This window comes from Kribbella sp. NPDC050241 (genome assembly GCF_044459685.1).
GTDB lineage: Bacteria > Actinomycetota > Actinomycetes > Propionibacteriales > Kribbellaceae > Kribbella.
This window is the reverse complement of the sequence record NZ_JBITJE010000007.1, coordinates 95,517-122,255: the sequence shown is the minus strand read 5'-3', so window position 1 is coordinate 122,255 and position 26,739 is coordinate 95,517. Positions and strand designations below refer to the sequence as shown.

Below are 26,739 nucleotides of genomic sequence, written 5' to 3'. Positions count from 1 at the left end.
CAACCGAGGCGGGGAGGACCGATGGACCGCTCGGGTTCTCCCACGCTGGAGCAGGTCGCGGCGCTCGCGGGTGTCTCTCGGGCGACTGTTTCGCGGGTGGTGAACGGCTCGCCGAAGGTGCTGCCGCAGACGGTGGCCGCGGTCGAGCGGGCGATCGGCGAACTCGGCTACGTGCCGAACCGCGCCGCCCGTGCGCTGGTGACGCGCAAGACCGACTCGATCGCGATCGTCGTACCCGAACCGGACAGCCGCGTCTTCTCCGACCCGTTCTTCGCCGGCATCCTGCGTGGTGTCAGCCGGACGCTGGCGCCGACGTCGTCGCAACTGGTGCTGCTGATCGAGCCGGCCGAGGCCGACGACCAACGCCTGCTGCGCTACCTGCGGGGCGGCCATGTCGACGGGGCGATCATCGTCAGCCACCACGGCCGCGACAACGTGCTGCAGGAATTGACGCAGCTGCCGTTGCCGATCGTGTTCAGCGCCCGGCCGATCGGTGTCGAGGTACCGGTGGCCAGTGTGGACGTGGACAACGTCGCGGGCGCGCGGACGGCGGTGGAGCACCTGTTGTCGATCGGGCGCCGCAAGCTCGGGACGATCACCGGTCCGCTCGACATGACGGCCGGCCTCGATCGGCTGACCGGGTACCAGGACGTGATGAAGGAAGCCAAGCTGCCCGAGGCCGTCGCGTTCGGGGACTTCACCGCCGACGGTGGTGAGCAGGCGGCGATACGGCTGCTCGACGAGCACCCCGACCTGGACGGTCTGTTCGTCGCGTCCGACCTGATGGCGACCGCGGCGCTGCGGGTGTTGTCGCAGCGCGGCCGGCGGGTGCCGGACGACGTCGCGGTGGTCGGGTTCGACGACTCTGTGCTCGCGACCACGACCACACCGAGGCTGACCACCGTGCGGCAGCCGGTGGAGAAGCTGGGTGCCCGGCTGGCCGAGATCCTGCTCGCCAAGATCGGCGGCGCGAAGCTCACCAGCCCGGAGATCTACGGGACCGAACTGATCGTCCGCGACTCCGCCTGAGCTGAGCCGCGCCAGGAGTAATGTCACCCCGTTGTTCACTCTCCGCTGCGACGATTGTCGTATCGCGTCACGCCCGTGAGGTCCCCCAGGGAAAGGGAACGGATGACCGACCACGAGATCCGGATCGCGCTGGTCCTGAACGGCGGGGTCAGCCTGGCCGTCTGGATGGGTGGGGTGACCCACGAGCTGGATCTGATCCGGCGCGCGTCCGGCTCCGGCAGCGCGCCCGGTCCACAGCCGTACGACGAGGTCCTGGCCGAGCGCTGGCGTGAGCTGTGCCGGCGCGGTGACGAGAACCGGCGCGTGGTCGTCGACGTGATCGCGGGGACGAGCGCCGGTGGGCTGAACGGTTCGTTGCTGGCGACAGCGATCTCGAACGGCTCGACCCTGGACCCCGACGGCGAGCACGGGCCGTGGCTGCGGCAGAAGTGGGTCGCGCTCGGGTCGCTCGAGGTCGGCAAGCTGGTGCCGTCGGCCGGCAAGAAGTCCACCTCGGTGCTGGACGGCAAGTACTTCCTGCAGGAGCTCGACAGTCTGCTCAAGGGCGTCGTCGACGCGGGCGAGACGGCGGCCGAGGAGCCGGTCACGCTGTTCGTCACCGCGTCCGGGCTCGGCGTCCAGCAGTTCGAGGCGAAAGACGCCGCCGGGCAGCGTTTCGTCGTACCCGACCACCGGTACCTGTTCGCCTTCACCAGTGAGAACGCGGCGACGTACGACGGATCGAAGCGGGCCTTCGCGGTCGCGGACAAGAACGGGCTGAACGACACCAAGCTGCTGGCGCGCGCGGCTCGCGCGTCGGCCTCGTTCCCGGCCGCGTTCGGCCCGGTGCTCGAGACCCCGAATCTGGCCGACTCACCGCCTCGCGTGCAGCCCGCGAACGCGGAGTCGGGTGCCTGGCTGGTGGACGGCGGCGTACTGGACAACGCACCCTTCGGTCCGGTCCTCGATGTCGTGGCACGGCGACCGGTCGCCGGGCGAGCCAGCCGCTACGTGTTGTACGTCGTACCATCGGCCGGGATCGGGAGTGCGTCGACGGCGTTGCCGGAGGCGAAGGAGCCGAGCTGGCGGGTGGCGGCGCTGTCCGCCGTACAGTTCCCGCGCGAGGTCGACTTCCGGTCCGACGTGGAGCAGCTCGAGCGGCTGCTGCTGGAGGCGGACGCGTCCTGGTCCGACACCCAGCGGCTGTTCGATCGTTGCATGAAGCAACCAGTCGAGCGGGACCGGCTGCAGGCGGCGGCCAAGGCACTGCAGCCGACGTACTCGCGCGGCCGCGCCGCCGGCGGCGTCTGGGAGGCGGTGACGATCGCCGGCCACGACCAGTCGACCGTCCTCGACGCGGCGACCGCGCTGTCCGAGCAGGAGGTCGACGAGATCCTCGGGACCGACCACCCGTGGGTGCCCGATCCGGACGGCTCGACGGCTCCGCTGCAGAACGATGCCGAGGGCAACCCCAGTTGGCTGTGGGGGACAGGTGCGGCGGAGCGCGTCGTACGGCTGATCCTGCGCTCGCTGCGCAACCAGATCAGCGAGGCGCCGAAGGAGCAACGGGCCGAGCTGGAGCGGCGGCTGAAGGCGGCCAGCGATGCTCTGCTGAAAACGCAGGCTGTGCGGGACGCACTCACCGAGCGGCTGACCGCCGCCGACCTCGACCTGAGCCCGGCCGGTGGCGCCGAGGCCGTCGCGGTCGGGCTGAAAGACATCTTCACCGACCTGCAGATCCAGCGGGCGCTGGGCGACACGTTCGCCGAGCTGATCGCGGCCGTCGGGCGGGACCTCGCCGAGACCGCCCTCGAGGTGGAGATCGTGTCGCGCTGTACGTCGGCGCGGACGCCGCAGCAGCGTAGTGCGCCGTTCCAGTTCCTCCGGCTCGGGCCGGACATCCCGCTGCCGCTGCTGGACGACCAGCCGGAAGGCTCGATCGCCAACAACCTCAAGGACCGCATCCTCTACGGGTCGCAGGTCGGGCACTTCGGCGCGTTCGGTGCGGCGGACTGGCGGCGGTGGGACTGGCTGATGGGCCGGCTGCACTGTGTCGCGCACCTGGGCGCGATGCTCGGCGCCGACGAGGACTGGATCCGCGAGACGCAACGGCAGGTCCTGAAAGCGGAGGACTGGAAGGTCGAGGCGGTCGCCGAGCGCGTCCAGCGGCTGGCCCGGGACTTCCCGATGGGCGCGGGTCTCGGTGCGCTCACCACGATGCGCGACGAGCTGAACCAGTCGGACGAGGGCCGGGCGACCACGAAGGGCCTTGCGGACCGGATGGTCGACGTGTCCGGCGGACTCGGGTCGCAGGTCGGCGACTGGGTGAAGGCGATGGCGGGCCGCAAGGACAAGCCCGGTTCGTGGTTGCTGCAGTGCGCGCGCTGGTTCACCGAGCCGGCGCGGCAGTCGGTGTGGACCCGTGTGGTGCGCGGCGCCAAGGTGACGCCGGCCAAGCGCCCGTTGGTCTTCGAGCAGTGGTTGCCGGTGGCGGGCTTCGTGCTCGGTGTGGTGTTGCTGGTCGTCGCGGGGCTCGTCGAGCAGAGCGCCGTACGGATCATCGCGGCAGTGCTCGCCGGAGTGGTGCTGGCGGCGACCGCCGTGCTCGGTGCCGTGACCTGGTACGTCCGGCGTGCGCGGCGGCGGATCCAGGCCTGGGTCGAGCGGCGGATGCCGGAGATCAGTCCAGCGTCACGAAATCGATGAGCTCCTCGACCCGGCAGAGCAGCGCCGGGTCGAGATCGGCGAAGCTGGTGACCTTCGACAGAATGTGTTTCCAGGCCGCGGCGACATCGGCCTGATCGGTGGCCGGCCAGCCGAACGACTGCAGCACGCCCTTCTTCCAGTCTTGCCCGTGCGGGATCCGTGGCCAGGCCTTGATCCCGACCGACGACGGCTTGACCGCCTCCCAGATGTCGATGAACGGGTGCCCGACCACCAGCACGTGCCGGTTGGTCACCTGGGCCGCGATCTTCGACTCCTTCGACCCCTCGACCAGGTGGTCCACCAGAACACCGAGCCGGCGGCCCGGACCGGGCTGGAAGCGGTTGACAATGCCGGGCAGGTCGTCGACACCTTCGAGGTACTCGACCACGACGCCCTCGATCCGCAGGTCGTCGCCCCACACCTTCTCGACCAGTTCGGCGTCGTGCCGTCCCTCGACGTAGATCCGGCTGGCCCGGGCCACCTTCGCCCGGACGTTGTCCACCGCAACCGAACCGGAGGCGGTCCGCGTCTTCTTCGCCGGGCCGGCCTTCTTCGGCGGTTTCAGGCTGACCGGTTTGCCGTCCAGCCAGAACCCAGGCCCGAGCGGGTACGTGCGGACCTTCCCGAACCGGTCCTCGAGATCGACCACACCGTGCTCCCAGCGCACGATCGCGCCGACGAACCCCGAGGTCGGCTCCTCGACGACCATGCCCTTCTCGATCTCGACCTCGACGGTCCGCCCGTTCTTGGGCTTGCGCCAGTCCCCACTCAGTACGTCGTTCCCATACCTGTCAGCCACCGCCCAACCGTATGCGCCCACCCCTCCCGTCCAGCTCAGCCACACACCCTTTCCCCACCCGCGCCCACCCCGGTTCCCCGCGCCCATCCCGATTCCCCGCCCGTCCCCCTCTGATGGGTTGACCCATCAGAAGGTGGGTTGGCCACCGGCGCGCGGCTGGCCAACCCACCATCTCGTGGGTCAACCAGGGAAACGCCGGCGTCGCACCGATATCGCGGGGACGTCGGGGTGGCGGGATTGCTGGCGGGGGGCTGGGGTGGGTTGACCCATCAGAAGGTGGGTTGGCCACCGGCCTGCGCGTGGCCAACCCACGTTCTCGTGGGTCAACCCATCAGATGGAGGCGCATGCCGTTGGGGTGGGCGCTCAGAGGGGGAGGGGCGGGTGTTGGGTCAGTACGTGGGAGCGGCTTGGGTTGTGGTGGGTTGGCGGGACGGGGAAGCGACCGTGAACAGGAGATAGGTGAGGAAGCCGGCGACCAGGCCGACTGCCCAGGAGTAGTCGTAGAGCGGCTTGAGGAAGGGGATCAGGCCGTCCTCCGGGAACGGGCCGGCGCCGGGGTTCGAGTACGCGCCGCCGACGGCGAGGACAGAACCGACGACGGTGGCGACGACCGCGCGCCAGTTCCAGCCGGCCGAGTACCAGTAGCGGCCGCCCGGTAGGTAGAGGTCGGCGAGGTACAGGTTGGTGCGGTCGATCAGCCAGTAGCCGGCGATCAGTACGCCGGCGACCGAGGCGAGCAGGCCGCCGTAGAAGGACAGCCAGACGAAGATGTAGATCGACGGGTCGGAGATCAGCCGCCACGGCTGGATCACGACGCCGATCACGCCGGTGACCAGGCCGGCGGTCCGGAAGTTCAGCCAGCGCGGGACGGCGTTGGCGAAGTCGTACGACGGGCTGACCACGTTCGCCGCGACGTTGCACGACATCGTCGCCAAGATCGCCATCACCAGGCCGATCGTCACGACCACCGGGTTCTCGAAGCGGCGGGTCAACTCGACCGGGTCCCAGATCGCCGTGCCGTAGACCAGCACGGTGCCGGACGTGGTGATGATCGAGACGAGCGCGATGAACGACATCGTGGTCGGCAGGCCGATGATCTGGCCGACGACCTGCTGGCGCTGACCCTTACCGAACCGGGTGAAGTCCGGCATGTTCAGGCTGAGGGTCGCCCAGAACGCGATCATGCCCATCAGCGACGGCGCGAAGATCTTCCAGAAGTCGGCGTCCCAGCCGAGCTTCGACGGCTGCGACAGGATCGGGCCGAACCCGCCGGCCTTGACCAGGATCGCCGCCATCAGCGCCAGGAACGCGACCGTGACGAGTGGCGCCGCCCAGTTCTCGAACCGCCGCAGTCCCTCGATGCCGCGCCAGATCAGCACCATCTGGAGCACCCAGAAGAACGCGAAGCTGAGCCACATCGTCCACGGGTGCCCGCCGACCGCGGACGCCTCCGTCCAGCCGTTGCCGAACAGTTCGCCGACGATCACGAAGATCGCCTGGCCGCCGATCCAGGTCTGGATGCCGAACCAGCCGCACGCGATGAACGCGCGCAACAGGGCCGGGAAGTTCGCGCCGCGGACGCCGTAGAAGGCGCGCGCGAAGACCGGGAACGGGATGCCGTACTTCGTCCCGGCGTGACTGTTCAGCAGCAGCGGGACCAGCACGATCAGGTTCCCCAGCGTGATCGTGATGAACGCCTGCAGCCAGTTCATCCCGAGCGCGACCAGACCCGCGGCGAGCAGGTAGCTGGGGATGTTGTGCGCCATTCCCATCCAGAGCGCCGCATAGTTGTACGTCGTCCAGTGCCGCTCGGGCAATCGGGTCGGTGCGAGCTCCGCGTTGGCGTACGGGCTGTCCGCGAGTACGGCGGGATCGGCCAGTTCGACTCTGCCGTCGGGATGAGTGGTCTGCTCGATCGTGGTCATGGTTGCCACCCCATCCGGTCGTGGTTCGCGCCGCACTTCGCAACAAAGTGCGGCAAACCTGACGCGGTGTCAACGGACAACTACAACTTGACAGCCCGGCCCGTGCGCTTTTCGGGAATCAGCCGGGGCCGAGCAGGGGCAGCGTCGGGCGGCGCGGGGTGCCGAGTGCCTCGTAGCCGCGCTTGATCGCGTCCTGGAGTTTCTCGAGCGGCCACGGCCAGTCGTCGGTGTGGGCGAGCGCCTGCTCCAGCGGGGTGCCGCCGTGGTGGAGACCGGAGATGGTGTTGGCGACGGTGCCGAGGTCGCCGGCCTGGTCGCGCACGAACTCGGCGTCGACGACCGCGCCGTGACCAGGGACCACCTTCGACGAGCCGGACAGCATCCCGATCACCCGGTCGATCGTGTCCGGCCACTCCAGCGGGAACGAGTCCTCTCCGTACGACGGCGGCGCCGACTCCTCGATCAGATCGCCGACGAAGTACACCTCCGCATCCGGCACGACGACCACCACGTCGCCGTCGGTGTGCGCGTTCCCCAGATGCAGCAACTCGACTCTGCGGTCGCCGAGATCGATCACCCTCGCCACCGCGAAGGTCTGCGCCGTCAGTTCGGCGGCCGTCGCGGCGTTCTCGTGGGCGATGACCTCGGCCTGATCGAAGACGCTGTTCCCGGCGACGTGGTCGAAGTGCGCGTGGGTGTTGACGACCCAGCGCACCGGCTGGCCGGTCAGTTCGCGGATGTGCTCGCGCAACTCCTCGGCCTGCTCGGTCGTCGCCCGGGTGTCGATCACCAGCGCACCGTCCGCCCCGACGACCAGACCGACGTTGAGGTCCCATTCGTCGTACCGGCGGACCCAGCAACGATCGCCGACTTCGGCCCACGTACTCATGGGAGCGAGATTACTTGCTGTGTACATCTCCTCCGACCACCGGTCCCGTCGCATCCAGGGGACGGAATCGCACTTGAAGGGCGGTCGGGCGGCGCCTAGGGTCACGGTGGCGGTTCGCAACGGTTCCGAACTCGGCAGCGAAACTTTCGAAGGGCGGTCGGCGTGACGACACGACGTGCACTGGTGGTCCGGGGCGGCTGGGAAGGGCACTCGCCGGTCGAGGCGACCGACCTGTTCATCCCGTTCCTGGAAGAGAACGGTTACGAGGTCACCGTCTCGGACAGCACCGAGAGCTACCTCGACCTGGACGGCACCGACCTGGTGCTGCAGTGCGTCACGATGAGCGAGATCGACGCCGACCACTTCAAGGGCCTGGAGGCCGCGATCCGCCGCGGTACCGGGTTCGCGGGCTGGCACGGCGGCATCGTCGACTCGTTCCGGGCCAACGCCGACTACAGCTTCATCACCGGCGGGCAGTTCATCTCGCATCCGCACGGCTTCACCGACTACCGCGTCGACGTCGTCGCCGAACACCCGATCGTCGAGGGCATCACCCACTTCGACGTCCACACCGAGCAGTACTACGTGCACTACGACCCGACCAACACCGTGCTCGCCACGACGACGTTCCGCTCGCATCCGGACTACCCGTGGATCGAGGGTGCCGTGATGCCGGCCGTCTGGACCCGGACCTGGGGCGCGGGCAAGGTCTTCGTCTGCACCGTCGGCCACAAGCTGGACGACCTCGAAGTACCTGAGGTACGGACCATCGTCGAGCGGGGGCTGCTGTGGGCGAGCAAGTGACGGGCATCGGCATCGTCGGTACGGGCGTCATCTCCGGCACCTACCTCGACCATCTGGCCAAGCTGCCTGGCGTCGATGTGGTCGCGGTCGCCGACCTGGACATCAGCCGCGCGCAGGCGATCGCCGACGGCAACCCCGCCATCCGCGCGCTGTCCCCGGACGAGCTGTACGCCGCGGACGACGTCGAGATCGTGCTGAACCTGACCATCCCCGCCGCCCACGCGCCCGTGCACCACGCCGCGCTCGAAGCCGGCAAGCACGTGTACGGCGAGAAGCCGCTGGCCGTGGACCGGGCCGAGGCGGAGCCGCTGCTCAAGTACGCCGCCGCGAACAACCTCCGCGTCGGCTGCGCGCCGGACACTGTGCTCGGCACTGGTACCCAGACCGCCCGGGCTGTCATTGACCGCGGCGACATCGGCGTACCGACGGCTGCCACGGCATCGTTTTTCACGCCCGGGCACGAGCTGTGGCACCCGGCGCCGGAGTTCTACTACCAGCCCGGCGGCGGTCCGGTCCTCGACATGGGTCCGTACTACGTGACGAGCCTGGTGACCTTGCTCGGTCCGGTCCGACGCGTCACCGCCCGGGCCGGTCAGTCGAAGCAGGAGCGGAAGATTCACACCGGTCCGCGAGCCGGCGAGACCTTCCCGGTCCAGGTGCCGACGCACGTGACCGGCGTACTGGAGCACGAGTCGGGTGCGCTGACCACGGTGCTGATGTCGTTCGACATCTGGGCCGCGCGGTTGCCGCGGATCGAGGTGCACGGGACCGAGGGCAGCCTGTCGGTACCCGACCCGAACGGGTTCGATGGCAAGGTCGAGATCGCTACCACGGCCAACCGCGACTGGACCGAGGTCCCGGTCGCCGGTGGGTACGCCGGAGCCGGCCGGGGCGTCGGGGTCGCGGACATGGCTCGTGCTGTCCGCACAGGTCAGCCGCACCGGGCCGACGGTGCACTGGCCTACCACGTGCTCGACGTACTCGAGTCCTTGCTCGAAGCGGCTGCCCAGGACCAGCCCGTGGATGTCGCGAGCACAGCCACCCGGCCCGCCGCCGTACCGTTGGGAGCGTCCCCCGAGCTCGCCTGAGACCCGTCCCACGCCGTCACGCGTCGGTGCGAGCTACTACGGCTCGGTAGACTGGCACTCGTTTCAGCTGAGTGCCAAGGGTCACTGAGTCGTACGTCGAGGCGAGGGAGGTGGTGCGCGTGCTGGACGATCGCAAGCTGGATGTTCTCCGCGCCATCGTCGAGGACTACGTGGCGACCCATGAGCCGGTCGGCTCGAAGACGCTGGTGGACCGGCACAACCTCGGGGTGTCGCCGGCAACCGTGCGTAACGACATGGCTGCGCTGGAGGAGGAGGGGTACATCACCCAGCCGCACACCAGCGCTGGCCGGATCCCGACCGACGCGGGCTACCGGCTGTTCGTGGACAAGCTGAGCACGGTCAAGACGCTGTCGCCGGCCGAGAAGAAGGCGATCACCTCGTTCCTGGCCGGCGCGGTCGACCTGGACGACGTCGTACGCCGTACTGTCCGGCTGCTGGCCCAGATCACCCGCCAGGTGGCGATCGTGCAGTACCCGTCGCTCAACCGTTCCAGCGTCCGGCACATCGAGGTCGTCACGATGACCCCGCGCCGGCTGCTGCTGGTGCTGATCACCAGCACCGGCCGGGTCGAGCAGCGGATCGTCGAGCAGACGAACGACGTCGACGAGCAACTGATCGCCGACCTGCGGTCGCGGCTGAACACCGCACTATCCGGGCAGCGGCTGACCGAGGCCACCACGTCCCTGGCCGCGGTCACCGACCTGTTCGCCCCGGCGGACCGGCCACTGGTCGCGGCGATCGTGACGACGCTGCTGGAGACGTTCACCGACGAGGTCGGCGAGCAGCGGATCGCCGTCGGCGGCGCCGCCAACCTGACCCGGTACGGCGACGACTTCGAGCGGAACGTGAAGCCGGTGCTGGAGGCGCTGGAGGAGCACGTCATTCTGCTCAAGCTCCTCGGCGAGGCCACCAACCCGCAGACCCTGACGGTCCGCATCGGGCACGAGAACCCGTTCGAGGAACTGGCCACCACCTCGGTGGTCGCGACCGGCTACGGGTCAAAGTCGGAGGCGCTGGCCACGCTCGGCATCGTCGGCCCGACCCACATGGACTATCCGAGCACGATGGGCGCCGTGAGGGCCGTCGCGCGCTACGTCAGCCAGATATTGGCGGACTCCTAAATGACTGAACCCAACCCCTGGTCTGGAGTATGAGCACCGATTACTACGCCGTCCTGGGCGTCAGCCGCGACGCGACGCCGGACGAGATCAAGAAGGCGTACCGCAAGCTGGCACGCCAGTACCACCCGGACGTGAACGACTCCGAGGACGCCCACCACAAGTTCCAGGAGATCGGCCGCGCCTTCCAGGTGCTGAGCGACCCGCAGAAGCGGCAGCTGCACGATCTCGGCGGTGACCCGTTCGCGACCGCGGGCGCCGGCCCGGGCGGCGCGGGCTTCGGCCAGGCCTTCACGTTCACCGACATCATGGACGCCTTCTTCGGCCAGACCGGCGGGGCCACCCGCGGGCCGCGGCCGCGGACCCGGCGCGGCCAGGACGCGCTGATCCCGCTGCGGATCGACCTGGCCGAGGCCGCGTTCGGCACCACCCGGGAGCTGAAGGTCGACACCGCCGTACTGTGCCCGACCTGTTCGGGTTCGGGAGCGGCGGCGGGCTCCGAGCCGGTCACCTGCGAGATCTGCCACGGTCGCGGCGAGGTCACCCACACCCAGCGGTCGTTCCTCGGCGAGGTCCGCACCATGCGGCCGTGCCCGAACTGCCGCGGCTTCGGTACGACGATCCCGAACCCGTGCGTCGAGTGCGCCGGCGACGGCCGGGTCCGGTCCCGCCGCACCGTCACGGTCAAGATCCCCGGTGGCGTCGACAGCGGCACCCGGGTGCAGCTGTCCGGCCAGGGCGAGGTCGGCCCCGGCGGCGGCCCGGCCGGCGACCTGTACGTCGAGATCGAGGTCGAGCCGCACGACATCTTCACCCGCAACGGCGACGACCTGCACTGCACGGTGACGCTGCCGATGACGGCGGCCGCGCTCGGCACCACGATCGACCTGCCCACGCTGGAGGGCGAGACCACGCCACTGGAGATCCGGCCCGGCACGCAGTCCGGGACGGCGATGACGCTGACGGCTCGTGGTGTCCCGCGCCTGCGGCACGCGGGTCGCGGCGACCTGATCGTCCAGGTGATCGTCGAGACCCCGACCAGGCTGGACGACTCCCAGGTCGATCTGCTCCGCCAGTTGGCCGAGGCTCGTGGCGAGGAGCGTCCGCAGGGTCAGGTCCAAGCCGCCCACAAGGGCGTCTTCGGTCGCCTCCGCGACGCCTTCGGCGCCCACTGAAACAGGCTCGGCCGGCTCCGCCGGCCTCGCGGGAAGGTGATGGGCTGGTGGGCGTTGCCGTTTTCTTCGCGCCGGAACTCGTGGGCGACGAACTGACGCTGGACGGCGCAGAGGGCCGGCATGCGGCGGTGGTTCGGCGGATCGGCCCTGGTGAGCGCATTCGGTTGACCGACGGTCGTGGTTCGTGGGCCGAAGGCCCGGTGACGGCTGCGTCCAAGGCCGGGGTGACCGTGGCGGTGCAGCAGCGTGGGCACGAGCCGGCGGCTTTGCCTCGGTTGGTGGTGGTGCAGGCGTTGCCGAAGGGCGAGCGGGCCGAGCTCGCGGTGGAGATGCTGACCGAGGTCGGGGTCGATGTGATCGTCCCGTGGAACGCGGAGCGGAGTCAGTTCCGCAACAACCCCGAGCGGTCCGCGAAGACGTACGCGAAGTGGCGGGCCTGGGCGTTCGAAGCCAGCAAACAGTCCCGCCGCTCCTGGTTCGCCACCGTGGAGCCCATCGCGAGTACGCCGGAGGTCGCGCGACTACTTTCCGCCGCGGCACTCCCCGTCGTACTGCACGAGGAAGCCAAGACGCCGCTCGCCTCGCTCGAACTCCCGACCGAGGGCGACATCGTCATCGTCATAGGCCCGGAAGGCGGCATCGCCCCGGCCGAGCTGGCCACCTTCGCCGCCGAGCCCATCCGCCTCGGCGACACGGTCCTCCGCACCTCAACCGCCGGCGTAGCCGCAGCCGCCGCCCTCCTATCCCACTCCCGCTGGACCTAGCAACCGACCCGGCCGATGGCGGGTTGTTTCATCGCTGGCGTCAAAGAACCGGCTAGCGAGCGAACAACCTGCTAGCGGACCTCGATGGTTTTGGAGTCGACGTCGGTGGTGGAGCCGTCGGCGGGGGAGATGAGGAAGGCCTCGATCTGCCAGGGGCCGGGGGTGAGCTTGAGGTTGAAGGCGAAGGGCGTGAACTTCTGGCCCTCCTTGGTGTTCGTGTAGCCCTTCCGTACCTCGCGGGTCTTCAGGTTCGTGGCCTCGTAGTTCACCGTCGCCTCGTACGCCGCGGCCGTGCCTTCGACGGTGACCATCGAATTGGTCAACTGACCCTGGGCCGGGGAGGTGATCCAGACCAGTGCCTGGACGTTGGCGGCCTGGGCGCGACTGAGCGGCGTACTGGTGTCGACCTGGCCGAACAGCCGGGTGCCGACCTGGCCGTCCTGGGTGATCTGGACCTGCTGGCTGCTGTCGTCGAGGGCGCCTTGCACCGTGTAGATCAGCTGCTGGGCGGCCACGTCCGCGGTCTCGGGGTCGAGCTTCGTCGTCGGGAGTCGCTTGAAGTCGACGGTGACCGTGCCGTCGGACCTGGTGACGGTGTTGATCTCGGCGCCCCGCCACACGGAGTAGTAGTCAGGGTCGCCGGGCTGCTTGGACGTCATGATCCGGACCGCCTCGACGGCGGGCCGGCCACTCACCTTCGCCCAGGTGCGGTAGAGCCGGACCTTCGGCGTGGCCTTGGTCGTTGCTCCCGGAGGGGGACGGACCGCGGTCTTGTCGCCGAGCCAGTAGACCGGGACGAGGGTGCCCTTCACCATCGGCTCCGGCGTACCGCGGCGATCCGTCGGCACCGAGGTCGCCTGCGCCGTCGGCGGCTCTGGCGGCGGCTGGCTCGGCGAGGTGCTGGACTGTGGGGTGGTCGACGACGGCAATGCGGAGGCGCTGGTCGACGTACTGGGACCGGCTGCGATGCCGCTGTCACCTGCGGTGTTCGTGTTGTTGTCGAGGACGGTGAAGGCGCCGATCACCGCCGCCGTGCCGACGATTGCAGCGCCGGCGGTCAGCACCCACGGGCGCCGGGACGTCGTACGGCGCTGGGCCCGGGCGCGGGCCTGGATCTCGGGCAGCGAGTCGGTCGGCTCGACCCGGTCGGCCTCCTCGTGCAGGGACCGCCGCATCAGCTCGTCGAACGAGTCGTTGGGCTGTTCGTTCATACGTTCTGCTCCAGGAGCTGGCGCAGCGACTTCGTCGCCCGCGCGGCGTGGCTCTTCACCGATCCCCGGCTGATGCCCATCGTGTCGGCGATCTCGGCTTCGGAGAGGTCACCGTAGTACCGCAGCACCATCACGGTGCGTTGCTTCTCCGGCAGGGTGCGCATCGCTTCGATTACCCGGTCGGTCTCGGCCGTCCGCAGCGCGGCCTGCTCGGCGCTCGGCGCGTCCGGCAGTGAGCGTGGCGTGTGCTTGTCGACGACCACCAGGTGGCGCTGGCGGGAGCGGCAGCGGTTCACCACCGCGGTGCGCAGGTAGGCGAGAGCCTTGTGGGGGTCGCGCAGCCGGTGCCAGCGGCCGTGCATCGCGACGAACGCGTCCTGCACGATCTCCTCCGCCGTACCGGTGTCGCGCAGCAGCAGGGTGCCGAGCCGGACCAGCGACGTGTAGTGCGCCGTGTAGACAGCCGTCAACGCCTCGTCGGCATCCCACGAGGACTCATGTGTCACGCACTCTTCGTACACCACGGCTGGTTGCGCCACGACACGATGACGCGGAGACCCCCTTGCAGGTTGACAACACACCCCGGTTGACAACAGCCAGGCCTCGTTTCGGGCGGTTCGGGCGTGTTCCGGGGAATTACAAGTGAGGGTGTCAGTGGAGACGGCTAGCATGGGTTAGTCAGTCAGTGATCATCGGCATCAGGAGGAAGAGCCTGTCCAGGCCACGCAGTATCGAACCGGAGGCGCGCGCGAACGGCCGTGGACGCGATGAGCTGTCCCGATCGAGCACCGCCACCAGCGCACAGGCGTCGCACAAGATCGTCGTGCCGAACAGCATCGACATGGTGGCCCTGCTCGGAGCCCGGGACGAGTTCCTCCGCATCGTCGAGAAGGAGTTCGCCGCCGACATCATGGTCCGCGGCAACGAGATCACGCTCAACGGCGAGCCGGCCGAGCTGGCCCTGGCCGAGCGGCTGATCGACGAGCTGATCGCGGTCGTGCGGACCGGGCACGGGCTGACCGCCGACTCGGTGGAGCGCAGCATCGCGATGATCAAGTCCGCCACGGCCGAGAGCCCGGCCGATGTGCTGACCCAGAACATCCTGTCCAGCCGCGGCCGCACCATCCGGCCGAAGACGCTGAACCAGAAGCGGTACGTCGACGCCATCGACAAGAACACCATCGTGTTCGGCATCGGCCCGGCCGGTACCGGCAAGACGTACCTGGCGGTGGCCAAGGCGGTCCAGGCGCTGCAGGCCAAGGAGGTCAACCGGATCATCCTGACCCGGCCGGCCGTCGAGGCCGGTGAGCGGCTCGGCTTCCTGCCCGGAACGCTGTCGGAGAAGATCGACCCGTACCTACGGCCGCTGTACGACGCCCTGCACGACATGCTCGACCCGGAGTCGATCCCGCGGCTGATGACGGCCGGCACGATCGAGATCGCGCCGCTGGCCTACATGCGCGGCCGGACCCTGAACGACGCCTTCATCATCCTGGACGAGGCACAGAACACCTCGCCCGAGCAGATGAAGATGTTCCTCACCCGGCTCGGTTTCGGCTCCAAGATGGTCGTCACCGGCGACGTCACCCAGGTCGACCTGCCGACCGGCACGAGCTCCGGTCTGCGTGTCGTCCAGGAGATCCTCGAAGGCGTCCAGGACCTGACCTTCTGCCGGCTCACCTCCCACGACGTGGTCCGGCACAAGCTGGTCGGCCGGATCGTCTCCGCCTACGAGAACTACGAAGGCAATGGCGAGCCGCGAAGATGAACGTCGAGGTCAACAACGAGTCCGGAGTCGAGATCGACGCGCACGGACTGATGCGGCTCAGCCGGTTCGTGATGTCGTCGCTGCGGCTGCACCCGGAGTGTGAGCTGTCGATCAAGCTGGTCGACGAGGACACGATGGCGCGGTACCACGTCGAGTTCCTGGACCTGCCCGGTCCGACCGACGTGATGTCGTGGCCGATGGACGAACTGCGGCCGGGTTCCGCCGACAACGGCGAGGACTCGGATCTTCCGCTCGGTCATCTCGGTGACATCGCGCTCTGCCCGACCGTGGCGGCCGCCCAGGGCGCCAAGGCCGGGCACGGCACGTGGGCCGAGCTGGAACTGCTGACCGTGCACGGCATCCTGCATCTGCTCGGCTACGACCACGCCGAGCCGGCCGAGAAGGCGGAGATGTGGGAAGTGCAGGGCCGCCTGCTGGAAGCCTGGCGAGCGCCGGCGAACCAGTTGGCCGGACAGGAGTGACGTTCCGGTGAGCTCCCAGGACCTCGTCCTGCTGATCGTGGCCGCGGTGCTCGTGCTGCTCGCCGGATTGTTCGCCGGTGCCGAGGCGGCGCTGTCGTCGTACTCGAAGGTCCGGGCCAACGAGCAGGTCGAGCGGGGGAACCTCCGTGCGGTCCGGCTGCGGGACCTGCTGTCCGACGCCCCGCGGTACCTGAACTCGCTGCTGCTGCTCCGGCTGAGCTGCGAGATCACCGCGATCGTGCTGGTCACCCAGGCGCTGTCGAACGTCTTCGACGTCACCTGGGAGCACGTCCTGATCACCGCCGTGGTGATGGTGCTGGTCTCGTACGTCATCATCGGCGTCGCCCCGCGGACACTGGGCCGGCAGCACTCGGACCGGTTCGCGATCATCTCCGCCGGCCCGGTGATGGCGCTGACCCGGGTGCTCGGCCCGCTGCCGAAGGTGCTGATCCTGCTCGGCAACGCGCTCACCCCGGGCAAGGGTTTCGCCGAAGGCCCGTTCGCTACTGAGGCGGAGCTGCGGGCGCTGGTCGACTACGCCGAGAAGTCCGCGGTGATCGAGTCCGGCGAGCGGCAGATGATCCACTCGGTGTTCGAGCTCGGCGACACCATCGTCCGCGAGGTGATGGTGCCGCGCACCGACATGGTCTACATCGAGCGGCACAAGAAGCTGCGTCAGCTCACCTCGCTGGCGCTGCGCTCCGGCTACTCGCGGATCCCGGTGATCGGTGAGTCGCTGGACGACATCCTCGGTGTCGTCTACCTCAAGGACGTGATGCGCCGCGTCTACGACAACGCGCAGGCCGAGTCGACCGAGCGGGTCGAGTCGGTGATGCGGCCTTGCATGTACGTGCCGGACTCCAAGCCGGTCGACGAGTTGCTGCGCGAGATGCAGGCAGCCCGGATGCACGTCGCGATCGTCGTCGACGAGTACGGCGGAACGGCCGGCCTGGTCACGATCGAGGACATCCTGGAGGAGATCGTCGGCGAGATCACCGACGAGTACGACGAGGACCCGGACTCGGTGCAGGAGCTGTCCGACGGCGCGTACCGGGTGTCCAGCCGGCTCCCGATCGACGAGCTCGGCGAACTGTTCGGCGTACCGCTGGACGACGACGACGTCGACACGGTCGGCGGCCTGATGGCGAAACTGCTCGGCAAGGTGCCGATCCCCGGTGCCGAGGTGGAGATCGAGGGATTGTCGCTGACGGCGGAGCGGCCGTCGGGGCGCCGCAACCAGGTCGGTACTGTGCTGGTGCGACGGGTCGAGACCGCGACCCGGCCGCAGGACCAGAACCACCAGCCCGCCTGACCCCGGATCGCCCTTTCTTTGGAGTACGTGTTGTCAGACCTTTCGGCCGAGGACGCCAAGCTCGTCACGCTCGCCCGCGCTACCCGCGCCCGGACCCGCGCGGCCGAGGGTGCGGCCGTGCGCGACTCCGACGGGCGGACGTACGCCGCCTGCACGGTGGCGCTCGACACGGTCGAGCTGACCGCGCTGCAACTGGCGGTCGCGATGGCCCTGTCATCCGGTGTGAAGGGTCTCGAGGCCGCCGCGGTGGTCACCGACGCGGAGTCCGTCGACGTCAACGTGGTCCGCCACTTCGCCGGCGCCGCCATCCCCGTAGTAGTTGCCCAAGGCACCGGAGAGGTCCGCGATGTCGTCCACACCTGAGCCGTTCAAGTCCGGTTTCGCCTGTTTCGTCGGCCGTCCCAACGCCGGGAAGTCCACGCTCACCAACGCTCTGGTGGGCCAGAAGATCGTGATCACGTCGTCCAAGCCGCAGACGACCCGGCACGCGGTCCGGGGCATCGTGCACCGGCCGGACGCCCAGCTCGTGCTGGTGGACACGCCAGGTCTGCACAAGCCGCGCACACTGCTCGGCGAGCGGCTCAACGACCTGGTGAAGGCCACCTGGGCCGAGGTCGACGTGATCGCCGTCTGCCTGCCGGCCAGTGAGAAGATCGGGCCCGGTGACCGGTTCCTGGTGACCGAGGCGGCCAAGGTCGCGAAGACCCCGAAGGTCGCGCTGGCCACCAAGGCCGACCTGGTCGAGCCGGACCGGATGGTCGAGCACCTGGCCGAGATCGCCGCGCTGGGGGAGTCGGCCGGCATCGAGTGGGCCTCGATCGTCCCGGTGTCGGCGACGTCGGGCTTCCAGGTCGACGTGGTCGCGGACGAACTGGTGAAGCTGCTGCCGGAGGGCTTCGCGCTCTACCCGGATGGCGACATCACCGACGAGCCCGAGGAGACGCTGGTCGCGGAGCTCATCCGGGAGGCCGCGCTGGAGGGCGTCCGGGACGAGTTGCCGCACTCGATCGCGGTCACCATCGACGAGATGGGCCTGCGCGAGGACCGGCCGGAGGACAAGCCGCTGCTCGACATCTACGCGAACATCTACCTCGAGCGGGACAGTCAGAAGGGCATCGTGATCGGCCACAAGGGTGCCCGCCTGCGCGAGGTCGGTGCCGCCGCCCGCCGCCAGATCGAGACGTTGCTCGGTACGCCGGTGTACCTCGACCTGCATGTCAAGATCGCCAAAAACTGGCAGACAGACGCGAAGCACTTGCGCAAACTGGGATTCTGATCAATCTGTCGTGGGGGAAGACCGAGTGCTGACCAATCCTGTGTACGCCGCTCTGACCGGACCGCACGCCGGCTTCGCCGAGGTCCTGGGCAACGCCCGTCGGTATCCGCCCGCGGTCGCGCCGTTCCTCGCTCTGCCGGACGACCCGACACCGCAGGACTGGGCCGACGCGGCGGTCCTGCTCGGCCCGGGAACCACGGCTGCGCTGATGCGCCCGGAGTTCCCCATCCCTGACGGCTTCAAGCTGGACCTGCACATCGACCTGGTGCAGTTCGTCGCGCCGGCAGACCTCCCGGCCGAGGACCCGGAGGCGGTCCTGCTCGGTCCGGACGACGTACCCGAGATGCTCGCGCTCGTAGCTCTCACCGATCCTGGGCCGTTCCGCACCCGCACGATCGAGCTCGGCACCTACCTCGGCATCCGCCGCGGCGGCGAGCTGATCGCAATGGCCGGCACCCGCTTCGCGTTACCGGACCACACCGAGATCAGTGCCGTCTGCACCCATCCGTCGTACCAGGGCCAGGGCCTCGCCACCCGCCTCATCCGCGCCGTTGCAGCCCACATCACCGCGACCGGCCGCACCCCGATGCTCCACACCGGCGGAGGAAACACCAACGCCATCCGCCTCTACAACTCCCTCGGCTTCACCCTCACCAACCGCATGAAGGTCACCCTGGTCCAGGCCCTGTGAACGACCTGTCCCACGTCTTCTGGCTCGGCGGCGGCAGCGGCGGCGGCAAGTCCACCGTCCCGCCACCTGGTCGAACGCTTCGGCGTCCGGCTCTACGACACCGACCGTGCGATGGCGGATCACACTGCCCGCAGTGCGCCGGAGGATACGCCGTACCTGGAGAAGTTCCTCGCGATGGACATGGACGAGCGGTGGGCGGGCCGGTCACCCGAGACGATGCTCGAGACGTTCCACTGGTTCCGGGGCGAGGCGTTCGACCTCATCGTCGACGATCTGCTGCGGTTGCCGCCGGAGACGATCGTGGTGGAAGGATTCCGCCTGCTGCCCGCGCTGGTCGAACCTCTGCTGGCCGATCGGCGGCAGGGTCTCTGGTTGCTGCCGACTCCGGAGTTCCGGCGGAGGGCGGTGGAGCACCGGAGGTCCTTGTGGGCGATCGCCGGGCGGACGAACGCGCCGGAGCGTGCCCTGGGCAACTTGTTGGAGCGGGACCGGAGGTTCACCGATCAGGTCGCGATGGAGACGCGGCGGCTCGGGCTGACCAGCATCGTGGTCGATGGCAGCCGCACCGAGGACGAGCTCACGGTCCGGGTGGCCGGGTTGTTCGGGCTCGGCCACCCGGCGTGAACTACAGCGTCTTCTGGTAGGCGAAGACGCGGGCGATGATGCGGTAGTTCAGCTGTTCGTTGATCGAGATCATGTGGTCGTTGGACTCGGCGTTCCAGGTGTCGACCAGGCTCAGTGCCGGTTCCTCGTCGCGCAGCCACAAGAGCATCGCGGACTTGAGCAGCGCGCCGAGGCGATGGCCCCGGTGGTCGCGCGACACGGCCGTGTCGTTCTGGATGCCGATGTGCGGGCGCTCGCGCTCGACCGTGATGGTCGAGTGGCCGGCCAGCTCACCGGTCGCCTTCTCCCGGGCGATCACCCGGCGGATGGTCCGATCGCTCTTGATCTGCGCCTCTTCGTAGGCCCGCAACCGCTCCGGGCTGTAGACGTCGTCCTCCATGTCGAGGTCGTCCTTCGGCGCGTCGTTGATCGACTCGGTCACCGCGACCATGCCGTCGAGCAACTCGTCCGGCAGCGCCCCGGTGATCTTCACCAACTCGTACGCCGACGAGCGGGCGACGGCGCCGTCGTACAGGCTCTGCACATTCGACCAGTCGAGGCCGTCGAGGTCCTGCCGACGGTTCACCTCGATCGCCTTCTGCTCGTAGCCGTGCCGCCGGGCGAACGCTTCCGCCTTCGGCAGGTCGTACCCGCCGAACCCGACCACGCTCCGGCCCAGCTCGCGGGTCACCTGCTCGGCGTACTCGACCAGGGCGGACCCGACCCCGCGACCGCGGTGGTCCGGATGGACGTTGACGTCGATCCAGACCTGGTTCAGGTTGTCGTACGACGGAGCCGACACGAGCAGCAGTCCGATCGCGGTGCCGTCGGTCTCCCGGGCCAGAAACGCCTGCTCGGGGTTCATGTCCCAGCCGTACCGCAGCATGTTGGCGAACCCTCGTGGGGTCAGGTCCAGCATCTCCGGACAGTCCAGCTTCGTGCCGGCGTTCTGCACGGCGACGGCATCGATGCACCCGGCCTCGTCGTCGGGTGACAGTCTCGTGATCTCCACGCCCACAGAGTCCACCACGCCGTCGGTTACCGCGAGTGGTTTATCCGCCGTGGAGAAGTTCCCCGCTCAGGGCTGCGGCATGCCGTAGGCGTGGTCGACGACCATCGAGAACATCAAGCGCTTCTCACCGATCATCGCGCGGCGGTAGTCGTCCCAATCCGGGTGCTCACCGGACGCGGTGCGGTAGTAGTCGACCAGATCCTCGACGACCGCGTCGTGTGGGTCTGCCGCCACCGCACTGAGCTCGGCCTTGCCCTCGAGTACGACGTACGAGCGGCCACCGGGTCCGTCGACGTACAGGCTGGCGCGCGGATCGCGGCGCAGGTTCTTCGTCTTGGCCCGGCCGTCGGTCAGCGAGACCCGGATCCGTTCGCCGTCGAACACATAGGTGACGTTCGACAACTGTGGCCGCCCGTCGCGTTTGAGCGTGACCAGGACGCCCAGCCCGTGAGTGCCGATCCGGTCCGCGAGAGTTCGTGTCATACCGAGGAGCTTAAGATTTCAAGCACACTTGAAGGCAACTCGGGCTGATCCGTCTCAGGTGGTGACGATCAGGACGCCGGCGACGACGGTGGTCAGACCAGCGATGCGGGTGAGGCTGAGTCGCTCGCGGAGTACGACGAGACCGGCCACCGCGCCGACTACGACGTTGAGGGTGCGGCCGATCGCGACGGTGCCGACGGACGCGAAGGACAGGGCGAGCAGCACCAGCCCATAACTCGCCGGCGTCAGGATCGCGATCGGTATCGCCTGCCGCCAGTGGCCGAGCACCGCACGCAGTTCGCCGCGACGCGGCGCGAGGATTGTCGACAACACGACGATCTGGGCCACGTTGGCTATCGCGAGGTACGGCACGAGGTTCGCGCCGAGCGAGGTCATCGCGAAGCCGTCCCACAGCGTGTAGGCGGCAGTGCAGGTCGCGACCGCGAGACCCAGCCCGAGACCGAGCGCCATCCTTCGGTAGCGGCGTAGCCCGTCCATCACGAGCACGCCGCACACCACCAATACGACGCCACCCCACGCCTTCGCTGCCGGCCATCCCTGCCATGGGATTGCTGCCACCGTCACGAGGACAGGAGCCACGCCCCGGCTGACCGGGTAGACCGTCGAGAATTCGCCCGCGCCGTACGCCTTCTGCAAGGTGACGGCGTACGTCGTGTGCAAAAGCATGCTCACCAGACCGGACCACCAGGCCGACCCCAGGCTGCCGCGCAGGCCTGACCAGATGAGGAGTGCGACCGAGAGCGGGAGGGTGACGAGACCGCACAGCCAGACGAACGCCGGACCCGTCTGGGAGGTCTTCTTCACCAGGAGGTTCCACGCCGCGTGGCAGCAGGCGGATGCGGTCAGGAGGCCGAGAGCGATCACGTAGACAGTGTCTACACGCTAGCAATAGACACTGTCTACCCGCACCTGTGGGTTGGCTGAAGAAAGCCGCCGGAGACTGGTCCGGGCGGACCCGGCTGGAAACGATCGGGGGTATGACCGAGATCAGCGAGCGGGCCGCGGTACGGCGGCTGAACGACCGGCTCGGATTCGGGCCGGCGGCCGGGGACCTGACGGCCGGGTTCGACGCGACGCTGCGGCGACTGCTGGGTCCGGCGCCGGACGCGGCGGCCGCCGCCCTGCCGCCGCCGACGGGGCTCGCGCCGCCGCCGATGGGCAAGAAGGATCCGGACGCCAAGAAGGACAAGGACGCGAGGAAGGCGGCCGTGAAAGCGCGGGCGGCGCAGGAGCGGAAGCTGACCGTGTGGTGGCTGGACCGGATGGTCGCGAGCCGGACGGCCAGTGAGCGGCTGACCTGGTTCTGGCACGGGCACTTCGCGACCAGCAACCAGAATGTCCGGAACGCCGCGTGGATGCTGGGACAGAACCAGACGCAGCGCACGCATGCGCTCGGCCGGTTCGGCGACCTGGCCCAGGCGATGGTCGTCGACACGGCGATGATCCGCTGGCTCGACGGCCAGAAGAACCGCAAAGGTACGCCGAACGAGAACCTGGCCCGCGAGTACCTGGAACTCTTCACGCTCGGCATCGGCCACTATCAAGAGACCGACGTCGCCCAGGGCGCGCGCTGCCTCACCGGGTGGGTGCTCGGCCGCGACGGGAAGGGCGCGACGTTCCAGCGGAGGCGGTTTGACTCGGGCTCGAAGACGCTGCTCGGCAAGACGGGGAACTTCGACGCCAAAGGATTTGCCGGGCTGGCGCTGGCGCAACCCGCCTCGACCGGCTTCGTGATCGCGCGGCTGTGGTTCCGGCTGGTGTCGGCGACGCCACCGGATGCGGCGACCATCGCTCGGCTGACCACGGCGTACGGCGCCGAGCGCAACGTACGGTCGTTGCTGACGGCAATGGTTGCCGAGGCGGCGTTCCGGGATCCGGAGTCCGCGCTGGTGAAGCAGCCGGTGGAGTGGGCGGCCGGCTTGCTGCGGGCCGTGCGGATCCAGCCGGGGAAGCTCGCCGAGAAGGAGCAGACCAAGCTGCTCGCCGGACTCCGCGGCATGGGGCAGCTGCCGTTCCGTCCGCCGAGCGTCGGCGGCTGGCCGGCTGGTGCGAGTTGGCTGACGACGTCGGCCGGGGTGACCCGGCTGCAGCTGGCCCAGCACCTGGTGAAGCAGGCCGAGATCCCCACAGTGGAAGGCGCCAAGGACAAAGTGGCCGCGGTCGCGACCCTGCTCGGTGTCGATGCCTGGACCGAGCGGACCAAGACGGCACTGGCCGGCGTGAAGGACCCCAAGCAGCTGACGGCACTCGCCGCCTGCGCACCCGAATACGTGGTCAGCGGATGAGCGGCCGAGGAGGACCGATGGACAACTTGACGAGAAGGCGGTTCCTGGCGCTCAGCGGCGTGACGGCAGCCGGAGCGCTGGCTGTCGGGGCGACGCAGGTGAACTGGTCCGACCTGATGGCCGCGGCGGTCGACAATCCGTTGCCGAGCGACCAGTCCGTGCTGGTGGTCATCACCTTGTACGGCGGCAACGACGGACTCAACACGGTCGTGCCTGCAAGCGATCCGGCGTACCAGAAGGCGCGCCCGGATCTGGCATACGAGCAGAATGAGGTGCTTGATCTGGGCGACGGGCTCGGGCTGAACCCGGGCCTGAAGGGCCTGAAGGGTCTGTGGGACGAGAAGCGGCTGGCGATCGTCCGTGGCGTCGGGTACCCCGAGCCGGATCGCAGCCACTTCCGTTCGATGGCGATCTGGCAGACGGCGTCACCGAAGTCGCCGGTCCCGACCGGATGGCTCGGCCGCTGGCTTGATGCGACCGGTGCTGATCCGCTCCGGGCCGTGTCGGTCGAACCCACCCTTCCGCCGCTGCTGGCCGGCGAGACCACTGCGGCTGCGTCGCTGCCGTTGCGTGGGCTGGCACTCCCCAAGGGTGCACTCGGTACGGCGTACGCGGCGCTGGGCAAGCCGAGTCCGGGGGAGGGGCACTGGCAGGCGCGCGCGGCCAAGGCAGTGCAGGACTTGCAGGACGCGACGAAGGTGCTCGGCAAGGCGGTGCGCACCGGTCACGAGAAGGACGAAGACGAGGACGAGCAGCGCACGCAGGGAGCATCGGCGGGCGGTACGTCGCAGCTCGGGGCGCAGCTCGAACTGATCGCGGGATTGATCGAGGCGGGTGTGCCGACGCGGGCCTACTCGGCTTCCCTCGGGGGCTTTGACACGCATGCGGATGAGCGTGGGACGCAGCAGCGGTTGCTGACCGAGCTGGACGCTGCGGTGACGCCGTTCGTGCAACGGCTGCGGAAGACGGACCGGGGGAAGAACGCGGTGGTGCTCGTGTACTCCGAGTTCGGCCGGCGCGTCCAGGCGAACGGGAGCGACGGGACGGATCACGGTACGGCGGGTCCGGTGTTCGTGGTCGGTGACAAGGTGTCGGGTGGTTTCTTCGGCGAGCAGCCGAGTCTCACCGACCTCTCCAACGGCGACCTGAAGGCGACCACCGACTTCCGCGACGTCTACGCCACCGTCCTCCGCGACGTCCTCGGCACAGAACCCGCCAAGATCCTCGCCGACCACAAAACCACCATCGACGGCCTACTGAGGGTGTGAGAGCAAGAGCTTGAAGCAAGCACCGCGCCGACCGTCGGCGCGGTCGCCAACCGTCAGATCACCACCATGGGCTCGGGCGACTCCTCGGGCGATTGCGAGGCCCAGGCCGGCGCCCTTGCTCTGGGGGCCGTGGACAAGGCGTTGGAAGATGCGTTCGCGGACTTCGGGCGGGACTCCCGGGCCGTCGTCCTCCACCAGGAAGCCGGTCGGGGCGACCGCGATGTGCAGGGAGTGCGCACCTGCCTGGCGCGCGTTGTCGAGGAGGTTGGCGAGGATCTGGGCCAGGCGTTCCGGATCGCCGCTGACCGTCGCGGACCCGGTCACCTGGACGGTGACATCCGGCGCGACCAGCCGGATGCGGGCGGCCTGGGCCTCGGCGAGGTGGCGGAGGTCGACCTGGGCGAGGTTGAGTTGGAGGCCGGCGTCGATGCGGCTGAGTTCCAGGAGGTCGGCGACGAGAGTGCCTGCGCGCCGGGACTCGCGGACCAGCAGGAGCTCGAGTTCTTCGCGGCGTTCGGCCGGGGCCTCAGGGCCGAGCTGGATCAACGTCTCCGCAGCGGTCTGCAACCCGGCGACCGGCGTACGCAACTCATGCGCGGCATCGGCGACGAACTCGCGCATCCGGTCCTCCGACCGGCGCGCCGAGCCCTCGGCACCTTCGAGCGCGTCCAGCATCTCGTCGAAGGCGGCCGCCGTACGCCCCAGCTCGGTGTCGGCCCGCTCCGGCTGCAGCCGCTCACCTCGCCGGCCCGCCACGATCGACCGCGCCAGTCCCGTCATCGCATCCAGCGGCGCCAGCGCGAACCTCATCCCGATGATCAACGCGAGCGCCGTGATCAGGATCGCCGCCGCACCCGACACCAGCAGCACCGTCCGGAGTCGCGCGCTCGCGTCCGACAGCAACGCCGTGTCCGCCGACAACAGCAACGTCGCGCCGCGCGTCCGCTGTCCCGTCTGCAACGTTGCACGCACCTGCCGGACCGTCCCACCCGGGTCGACCGGTGGCGCACCGAGTTGCTGACCCGACCGGAGGATCAGCGTGACCCGGACCCCGTCCGCGTCGATCCGCCGTATGAGGTTGCTCGGGGCAACGTTCTGCCGGGCGAGCTGCTGAGCCAGCTGCGCCCGCCCGGACAGCAGCGAATCGAGACTGCGCTCAGCCTGGGCGTCGAAGACCGCCTTCACCACCAGCCCTGTCACCGGCAGCACGACGAGCAGTACGGCGATCGCCGTCAGCGTCACGCGAACCCGCAAGGACGCCGTACGCAGCGGCCTCATGACGGCGGCCGCAGGACGTAGCCCGAACCGCGGACGGTGTGCAGCAACCGTGGCCCGTGTGCCTCCAGCTTCCGGCGGAGCGCGCTCACATGCACCTCGACCAGGTTGGCCGCGTAATCGTCGTACCCCCAGACCGCGGTCAGCAGCTGGGTCTTGCCGACCACCTTGCCGCTGCGCCCCGCGAGGAACGCGAGCAGCTTGTACTCCGTCGCCGTCAGCTCGATCTCCTGCCCGGCCCGCCGTACCAACCCGGCCTCGACGTCGACCGCCAGATCGCCGATCTCCAGGACAGTCCGGAGCCGGCCCATCCGCCGCAGCAGCGCCTCGACCCGCGCGATCAGCTCGGCAAGAACGAACGGCTTCACCACGTAGTCGTCAGCCCCGGTCCGCAGCCCATGCAGCCGGTCCTCGACCCCGTCACGCGCGGTCAGCAGGATCACACCCGCGTTCGACGTCTCCCGAGCGACCGTCAGCAGCTCGAACCCGTCCCGGCCGGGCAGCATCACATCGAGTAGCACCAGGTCCGGCTGCCACTCCGCCAGCTCCCGTTCGAAGCCGTCGCCGTCCGCGTGCGTCCGCACCGTGTGGCCCGCCTCGGTCAGCGCGATACCGACGCCGGTGCGGATCGGTTCCGCGTCCTCGACCACCAGCACCCGCGCCGCCATCCGGCCATCCTTGCATCGCCACGGCTCCCGCCAAGGACCGCAGGACGCACATCTTCAGCACTTCTTCAGCACTCTGTCCGGCACAA

27 protein-coding genes are annotated in these 26,739 nt (G+C 69.1%); 16 read left to right on the top strand and 11 right to left on the bottom strand.

Features of this window, described 5'->3' with window-relative positions:
- Window positions 1-21 precede the first annotated feature (21 nt).
- Together ACIBG5_RS29545 and ACIBG5_RS29540 are read left to right on the top strand one after the other, a co-directional pair.
- A complete protein-coding gene (locus ACIBG5_RS29545; RefSeq protein WP_396394745.1) occupies window positions 22-1,029 on the top strand; it encodes a LacI family DNA-binding transcriptional regulator in 1,008 nt (335 codons plus the stop codon).
- Between the two features lie 102 nt (window positions 1,030-1,131).
- A complete protein-coding gene (locus tag ACIBG5_RS29540) occupies window positions 1,132-3,714 on the top strand; it encodes a DUF3376 domain-containing protein (RefSeq protein WP_396394744.1) in 2,583 nt (860 codons plus the stop codon).
- On the opposite strand, the gene ACIBG5_RS29535 is transcribed toward ACIBG5_RS29540, so the two are convergent.
- From ACIBG5_RS29535 to ACIBG5_RS29525, 3 genes are all read right to left on the bottom strand, one after another.
- Window positions 3,689-4,513 (bottom strand): DUF3097 domain-containing protein, encoded by an 825-nt coding sequence (locus ACIBG5_RS29535; RefSeq protein ID WP_396394743.1) that lies wholly within the window; start codon window positions 4,511-4,513, stop codon window positions 3,689-3,691. The genes ACIBG5_RS29540 and ACIBG5_RS29535 overlap by 26 nt on opposite strands.
- Window positions 4,514-4,903: 390 nt before the next feature.
- Window positions 4,904-6,439 carry an NCS1 family nucleobase:cation symporter-1 gene (locus ACIBG5_RS29530; RefSeq protein WP_396394742.1) on the bottom strand — a complete coding sequence of 512 codons (1,536 nt, stop codon included), beginning with the start codon at window positions 6,437-6,439 and terminating at the stop codon, window positions 4,904-4,906.
- A 118-nt stretch (window positions 6,440-6,557) separates the two neighbouring features.
- On the bottom strand, window positions 6,558-7,328 hold the full coding sequence (locus ACIBG5_RS29525; RefSeq protein ID WP_396394741.1) for an MBL fold metallo-hydrolase: 771 nt from the start codon (window positions 7,326-7,328) through the stop codon (window positions 6,558-6,560).
- A 162-nt stretch (window positions 7,329-7,490) separates the two neighbouring features.
- Between ACIBG5_RS29525 and ACIBG5_RS29520 the strand changes: the two genes are divergently transcribed.
- The 5 genes from ACIBG5_RS29520 to ACIBG5_RS29500 all read left to right on the top strand — a co-directional run bounded on the left by ACIBG5_RS29520 (window position 7,491) and on the right by ACIBG5_RS29500 (window position 12,298).
- Window positions 7,491-8,132, top strand: coding sequence for a ThuA domain-containing protein (locus tag ACIBG5_RS29520; protein WP_360447317.1), 642 nt, complete (start codon window positions 7,491-7,493; stop codon window positions 8,130-8,132).
- Entirely contained in the window at window positions 8,117-9,220 is a 1,104-nt protein-coding gene (locus tag ACIBG5_RS29515) for a Gfo/Idh/MocA family protein (protein WP_396394739.1), read from the top strand. The genes ACIBG5_RS29520 and ACIBG5_RS29515 overlap by 16 nt, the downstream gene beginning before the upstream one ends.
- Window positions 9,221-9,339: 119 nt before the next feature.
- On the top strand, window positions 9,340-10,362 hold the full coding sequence (hrcA, locus tag ACIBG5_RS29510) for a heat-inducible transcriptional repressor HrcA (protein ID WP_396394738.1): 1,023 nt from the start codon (window positions 9,340-9,342) through the stop codon (window positions 10,360-10,362).
- 29 nt (window positions 10,363-10,391) lie between these two features.
- Complete coding sequence (dnaJ, locus tag ACIBG5_RS29505; protein WP_360447321.1) at window positions 10,392-11,534, top strand: molecular chaperone DnaJ; 1,143 nt, start codon at window positions 10,392-10,394, stop codon at window positions 11,532-11,534.
- A gap of 47 nt (window positions 11,535-11,581) precedes the next feature.
- Complete coding sequence (locus ACIBG5_RS29500; RefSeq protein WP_396394737.1) at window positions 11,582-12,298, top strand: 16S rRNA (uracil(1498)-N(3))-methyltransferase; 717 nt, start codon at window positions 11,582-11,584, stop codon at window positions 12,296-12,298.
- A 71-nt stretch (window positions 12,299-12,369) separates the two neighbouring features.
- Here the strand turns inward: ACIBG5_RS29500 and ACIBG5_RS29495 are convergent, their stop codons facing one another.
- From ACIBG5_RS29495 to ACIBG5_RS29485, 3 genes are all read right to left on the bottom strand, one after another.
- Window positions 12,370-13,509 (bottom strand): Gmad2 immunoglobulin-like domain-containing protein, encoded by a 1,140-nt coding sequence (locus ACIBG5_RS29495; RefSeq protein ID WP_396394736.1) that lies wholly within the window; start codon window positions 13,507-13,509, stop codon window positions 12,370-12,372.
- Window positions 13,506-14,015: a SigE family RNA polymerase sigma factor gene (locus tag ACIBG5_RS29490; protein ID WP_396394735.1), complete on the bottom strand. Its 510-nt coding sequence runs from the start codon at window positions 14,013-14,015 to the stop codon at window positions 13,506-13,508. Before ACIBG5_RS29490 ends, ACIBG5_RS29495 begins: the two co-directional genes overlap by 4 nt.
- 172 nt (window positions 14,016-14,187) lie before the next feature.
- On the bottom strand, window positions 14,188-14,352 hold the full coding sequence (locus ACIBG5_RS29485) for a hypothetical protein (RefSeq protein ID WP_360447329.1): 165 nt from the start codon (window positions 14,350-14,352) through the stop codon (window positions 14,188-14,190).
- Between ACIBG5_RS29485 and ACIBG5_RS29480 the strand changes: the two genes are divergently transcribed.
- From ACIBG5_RS29480 to ACIBG5_RS29450, 7 genes are all read left to right on the top strand, one after another.
- The gene (locus tag ACIBG5_RS29480; protein ID WP_360447387.1) at window positions 14,351-15,277 is read left to right on the top strand and encodes a PhoH family protein; all 927 of its coding nucleotides are present in this window, start codon (window positions 14,351-14,353) and stop codon (window positions 15,275-15,277) included. The genes ACIBG5_RS29485 and ACIBG5_RS29480 overlap by 2 nt on opposite strands.
- Window positions 15,274-15,759: an rRNA maturation RNase YbeY gene (ybeY, locus tag ACIBG5_RS29475; RefSeq protein ID WP_360447331.1), complete on the top strand. Its 486-nt coding sequence runs from the start codon at window positions 15,274-15,276 to the stop codon at window positions 15,757-15,759. Before ACIBG5_RS29480 ends, ybeY begins: the two co-directional genes overlap by 4 nt.
- Before the next feature lie 7 nt (window positions 15,760-15,766).
- Window positions 15,767-17,071 carry a hemolysin family protein gene (locus tag ACIBG5_RS29470; RefSeq protein ID WP_396394734.1) on the top strand — a complete coding sequence of 435 codons (1,305 nt, stop codon included), beginning with the start codon at window positions 15,767-15,769 and terminating at the stop codon, window positions 17,069-17,071.
- 27 nt (window positions 17,072-17,098) lie between these two features.
- Window positions 17,099-17,434 (top strand): cytidine deaminase, encoded by a 336-nt coding sequence (locus tag ACIBG5_RS29465; protein ID WP_131350068.1) that lies wholly within the window; start codon window positions 17,099-17,101, stop codon window positions 17,432-17,434.
- On the top strand, window positions 17,418-18,347 hold the full coding sequence (gene era / locus ACIBG5_RS29460) for a GTPase Era (protein WP_396394732.1): 930 nt from the start codon (window positions 17,418-17,420) through the stop codon (window positions 18,345-18,347). The genes ACIBG5_RS29465 and era overlap by 17 nt, the downstream gene beginning before the upstream one ends.
- A 25-nt stretch (window positions 18,348-18,372) precedes the next feature.
- Complete coding sequence (locus tag ACIBG5_RS29455; RefSeq protein ID WP_396394731.1) at window positions 18,373-19,038, top strand: GNAT family N-acetyltransferase; 666 nt, start codon at window positions 18,373-18,375, stop codon at window positions 19,036-19,038.
- Between the two features lie 111 nt (window positions 19,039-19,149).
- Window positions 19,150-19,662, top strand: coding sequence for a hypothetical protein (locus ACIBG5_RS29450; protein WP_396394730.1), 513 nt, complete (start codon window positions 19,150-19,152; stop codon window positions 19,660-19,662).
- A 1-nt stretch (window position 19,663) separates the two neighbouring features.
- Here ACIBG5_RS29450 and ACIBG5_RS29445 read toward each other — a convergent pair whose 3' ends face one another.
- The 3 genes from ACIBG5_RS29445 to ACIBG5_RS29435 form a co-directional block, all read right to left on the bottom strand.
- Window positions 19,664-20,653 (bottom strand): GNAT family N-acetyltransferase, encoded by a 990-nt coding sequence (locus ACIBG5_RS29445; RefSeq protein WP_396394729.1) that lies wholly within the window; start codon window positions 20,651-20,653, stop codon window positions 19,664-19,666.
- Window positions 20,654-20,719: 66 nt separating this feature from the next.
- The gene (locus tag ACIBG5_RS29440; RefSeq protein ID WP_396394728.1) at window positions 20,720-21,136 is read right to left on the bottom strand and encodes a PPOX class F420-dependent oxidoreductase; all 417 of its coding nucleotides are present in this window, start codon (window positions 21,134-21,136) and stop codon (window positions 20,720-20,722) included.
- 54 nt (window positions 21,137-21,190) lie between these two features.
- Window positions 21,191-22,021, bottom strand: a complete 831-nt coding sequence (locus ACIBG5_RS29435) for an EamA family transporter (protein ID WP_396394726.1) — start codon at window positions 22,019-22,021, stop codon at window positions 21,191-21,193.
- Window positions 22,022-22,134: 113 nt separating this feature from the next.
- Here ACIBG5_RS29435 and ACIBG5_RS29430 point away from each other — a divergent pair, with 113 nt between their 5' ends.
- The gene (locus ACIBG5_RS29430; RefSeq protein WP_396394725.1) at window positions 22,135-23,442 is read left to right on the top strand and encodes a DUF1800 family protein; all 1,308 of its coding nucleotides are present in this window, start codon (window positions 22,135-22,137) and stop codon (window positions 23,440-23,442) included.
- A 17-nt stretch (window positions 23,443-23,459) separates the two neighbouring features.
- On the top strand, window positions 23,460-24,710 hold the full coding sequence (locus ACIBG5_RS29425; RefSeq protein ID WP_396394723.1) for a DUF1501 domain-containing protein: 1,251 nt from the start codon (window positions 23,460-23,462) through the stop codon (window positions 24,708-24,710).
- Here ACIBG5_RS29425 and ACIBG5_RS29420 read toward each other — a convergent pair.
- Both ACIBG5_RS29420 and ACIBG5_RS29415 read right to left on the bottom strand, forming a co-directional pair.
- Window positions 24,696-25,988 (bottom strand): ATP-binding protein, encoded by a 1,293-nt coding sequence (locus ACIBG5_RS29420; protein ID WP_396394722.1) that lies wholly within the window; start codon window positions 25,986-25,988, stop codon window positions 24,696-24,698. The genes ACIBG5_RS29425 and ACIBG5_RS29420 overlap by 15 nt on opposite strands.
- Window positions 25,985-26,653, bottom strand: coding sequence for a response regulator transcription factor (locus tag ACIBG5_RS29415; protein WP_396394721.1), 669 nt, complete (start codon window positions 26,651-26,653; stop codon window positions 25,985-25,987). The genes ACIBG5_RS29420 and ACIBG5_RS29415 overlap by 4 nt, the downstream gene beginning before the upstream one ends.
- Between the last annotated feature and the right edge of the window lie 86 nt (window positions 26,654-26,739).

Bases quoted from the DNA above. Each gene is read 5' to 3' on its own strand.
- ACIBG5_RS29545 (WP_396394745.1), top strand. From the start codon at position 22: ATGGACCGCTCGGGTTCTCCCACGCTGGAGCAGGTCGCGGCGCTCGCG.
- ACIBG5_RS29540 (WP_396394744.1), top strand. From the start codon at position 1,132: ATGACCGACCACGAGATCCGGATCGCGCTGGTCCTGAACGGCGGGGTC.
- ACIBG5_RS29530 (WP_396394742.1), bottom strand. From the start codon at position 6,439: ATGACCACGATCGAGCAGACCACTCATCCCGACGGCAGAGTCGAACTG.
- ACIBG5_RS29525 (WP_396394741.1), bottom strand. From the start codon at position 7,328: ATGAGTACGTGGGCCGAAGTCGGCGATCGTTGCTGGGTCCGCCGGTAC.
- dnaJ (WP_360447321.1), top strand. From the start codon at position 10,392: ATGAGCACCGATTACTACGCCGTCCTGGGCGTCAGCCGCGACGCGACG.
- ACIBG5_RS29495 (WP_396394736.1), bottom strand. From the start codon at position 13,509: ATGAACGAACAGCCCAACGACTCGTTCGACGAGCTGATGCGGCGGTCC.
- ACIBG5_RS29480 (WP_360447387.1), top strand. From the start codon at position 14,351: ATGGTGGCCCTGCTCGGAGCCCGGGACGAGTTCCTCCGCATCGTCGAG.
- ACIBG5_RS29485 (WP_360447329.1), bottom strand. From the start codon at position 14,352: ATGTCGATGCTGTTCGGCACGACGATCTTGTGCGACGCCTGTGCGCTG.
- ybeY (WP_360447331.1), top strand. From the start codon at position 15,274: ATGAACGTCGAGGTCAACAACGAGTCCGGAGTCGAGATCGACGCGCAC.
- era (WP_396394732.1), top strand. From the start codon at position 17,418: ATGTCGTCCACACCTGAGCCGTTCAAGTCCGGTTTCGCCTGTTTCGTC.
- ACIBG5_RS29450 (WP_396394730.1), top strand. From the start codon at position 19,150: ATGGCGGATCACACTGCCCGCAGTGCGCCGGAGGATACGCCGTACCTG.
- ACIBG5_RS29440 (WP_396394728.1), bottom strand. From the start codon at position 21,136: ATGACACGAACTCTCGCGGACCGGATCGGCACTCACGGGCTGGGCGTC.
- ACIBG5_RS29430 (WP_396394725.1), top strand. From the start codon at position 22,135: ATGACCGAGATCAGCGAGCGGGCCGCGGTACGGCGGCTGAACGACCGG.
- ACIBG5_RS29425 (WP_396394723.1), top strand. From the start codon at position 23,460: ATGGACAACTTGACGAGAAGGCGGTTCCTGGCGCTCAGCGGCGTGACG.
- ACIBG5_RS29420 (WP_396394722.1), bottom strand. From the start codon at position 25,988: ATGAGGCCGCTGCGTACGGCGTCCTTGCGGGTTCGCGTGACGCTGACG.
- ACIBG5_RS29415 (WP_396394721.1), bottom strand. From the start codon at position 26,653: ATGGCGGCGCGGGTGCTGGTGGTCGAGGACGCGGAACCGATCCGCACC.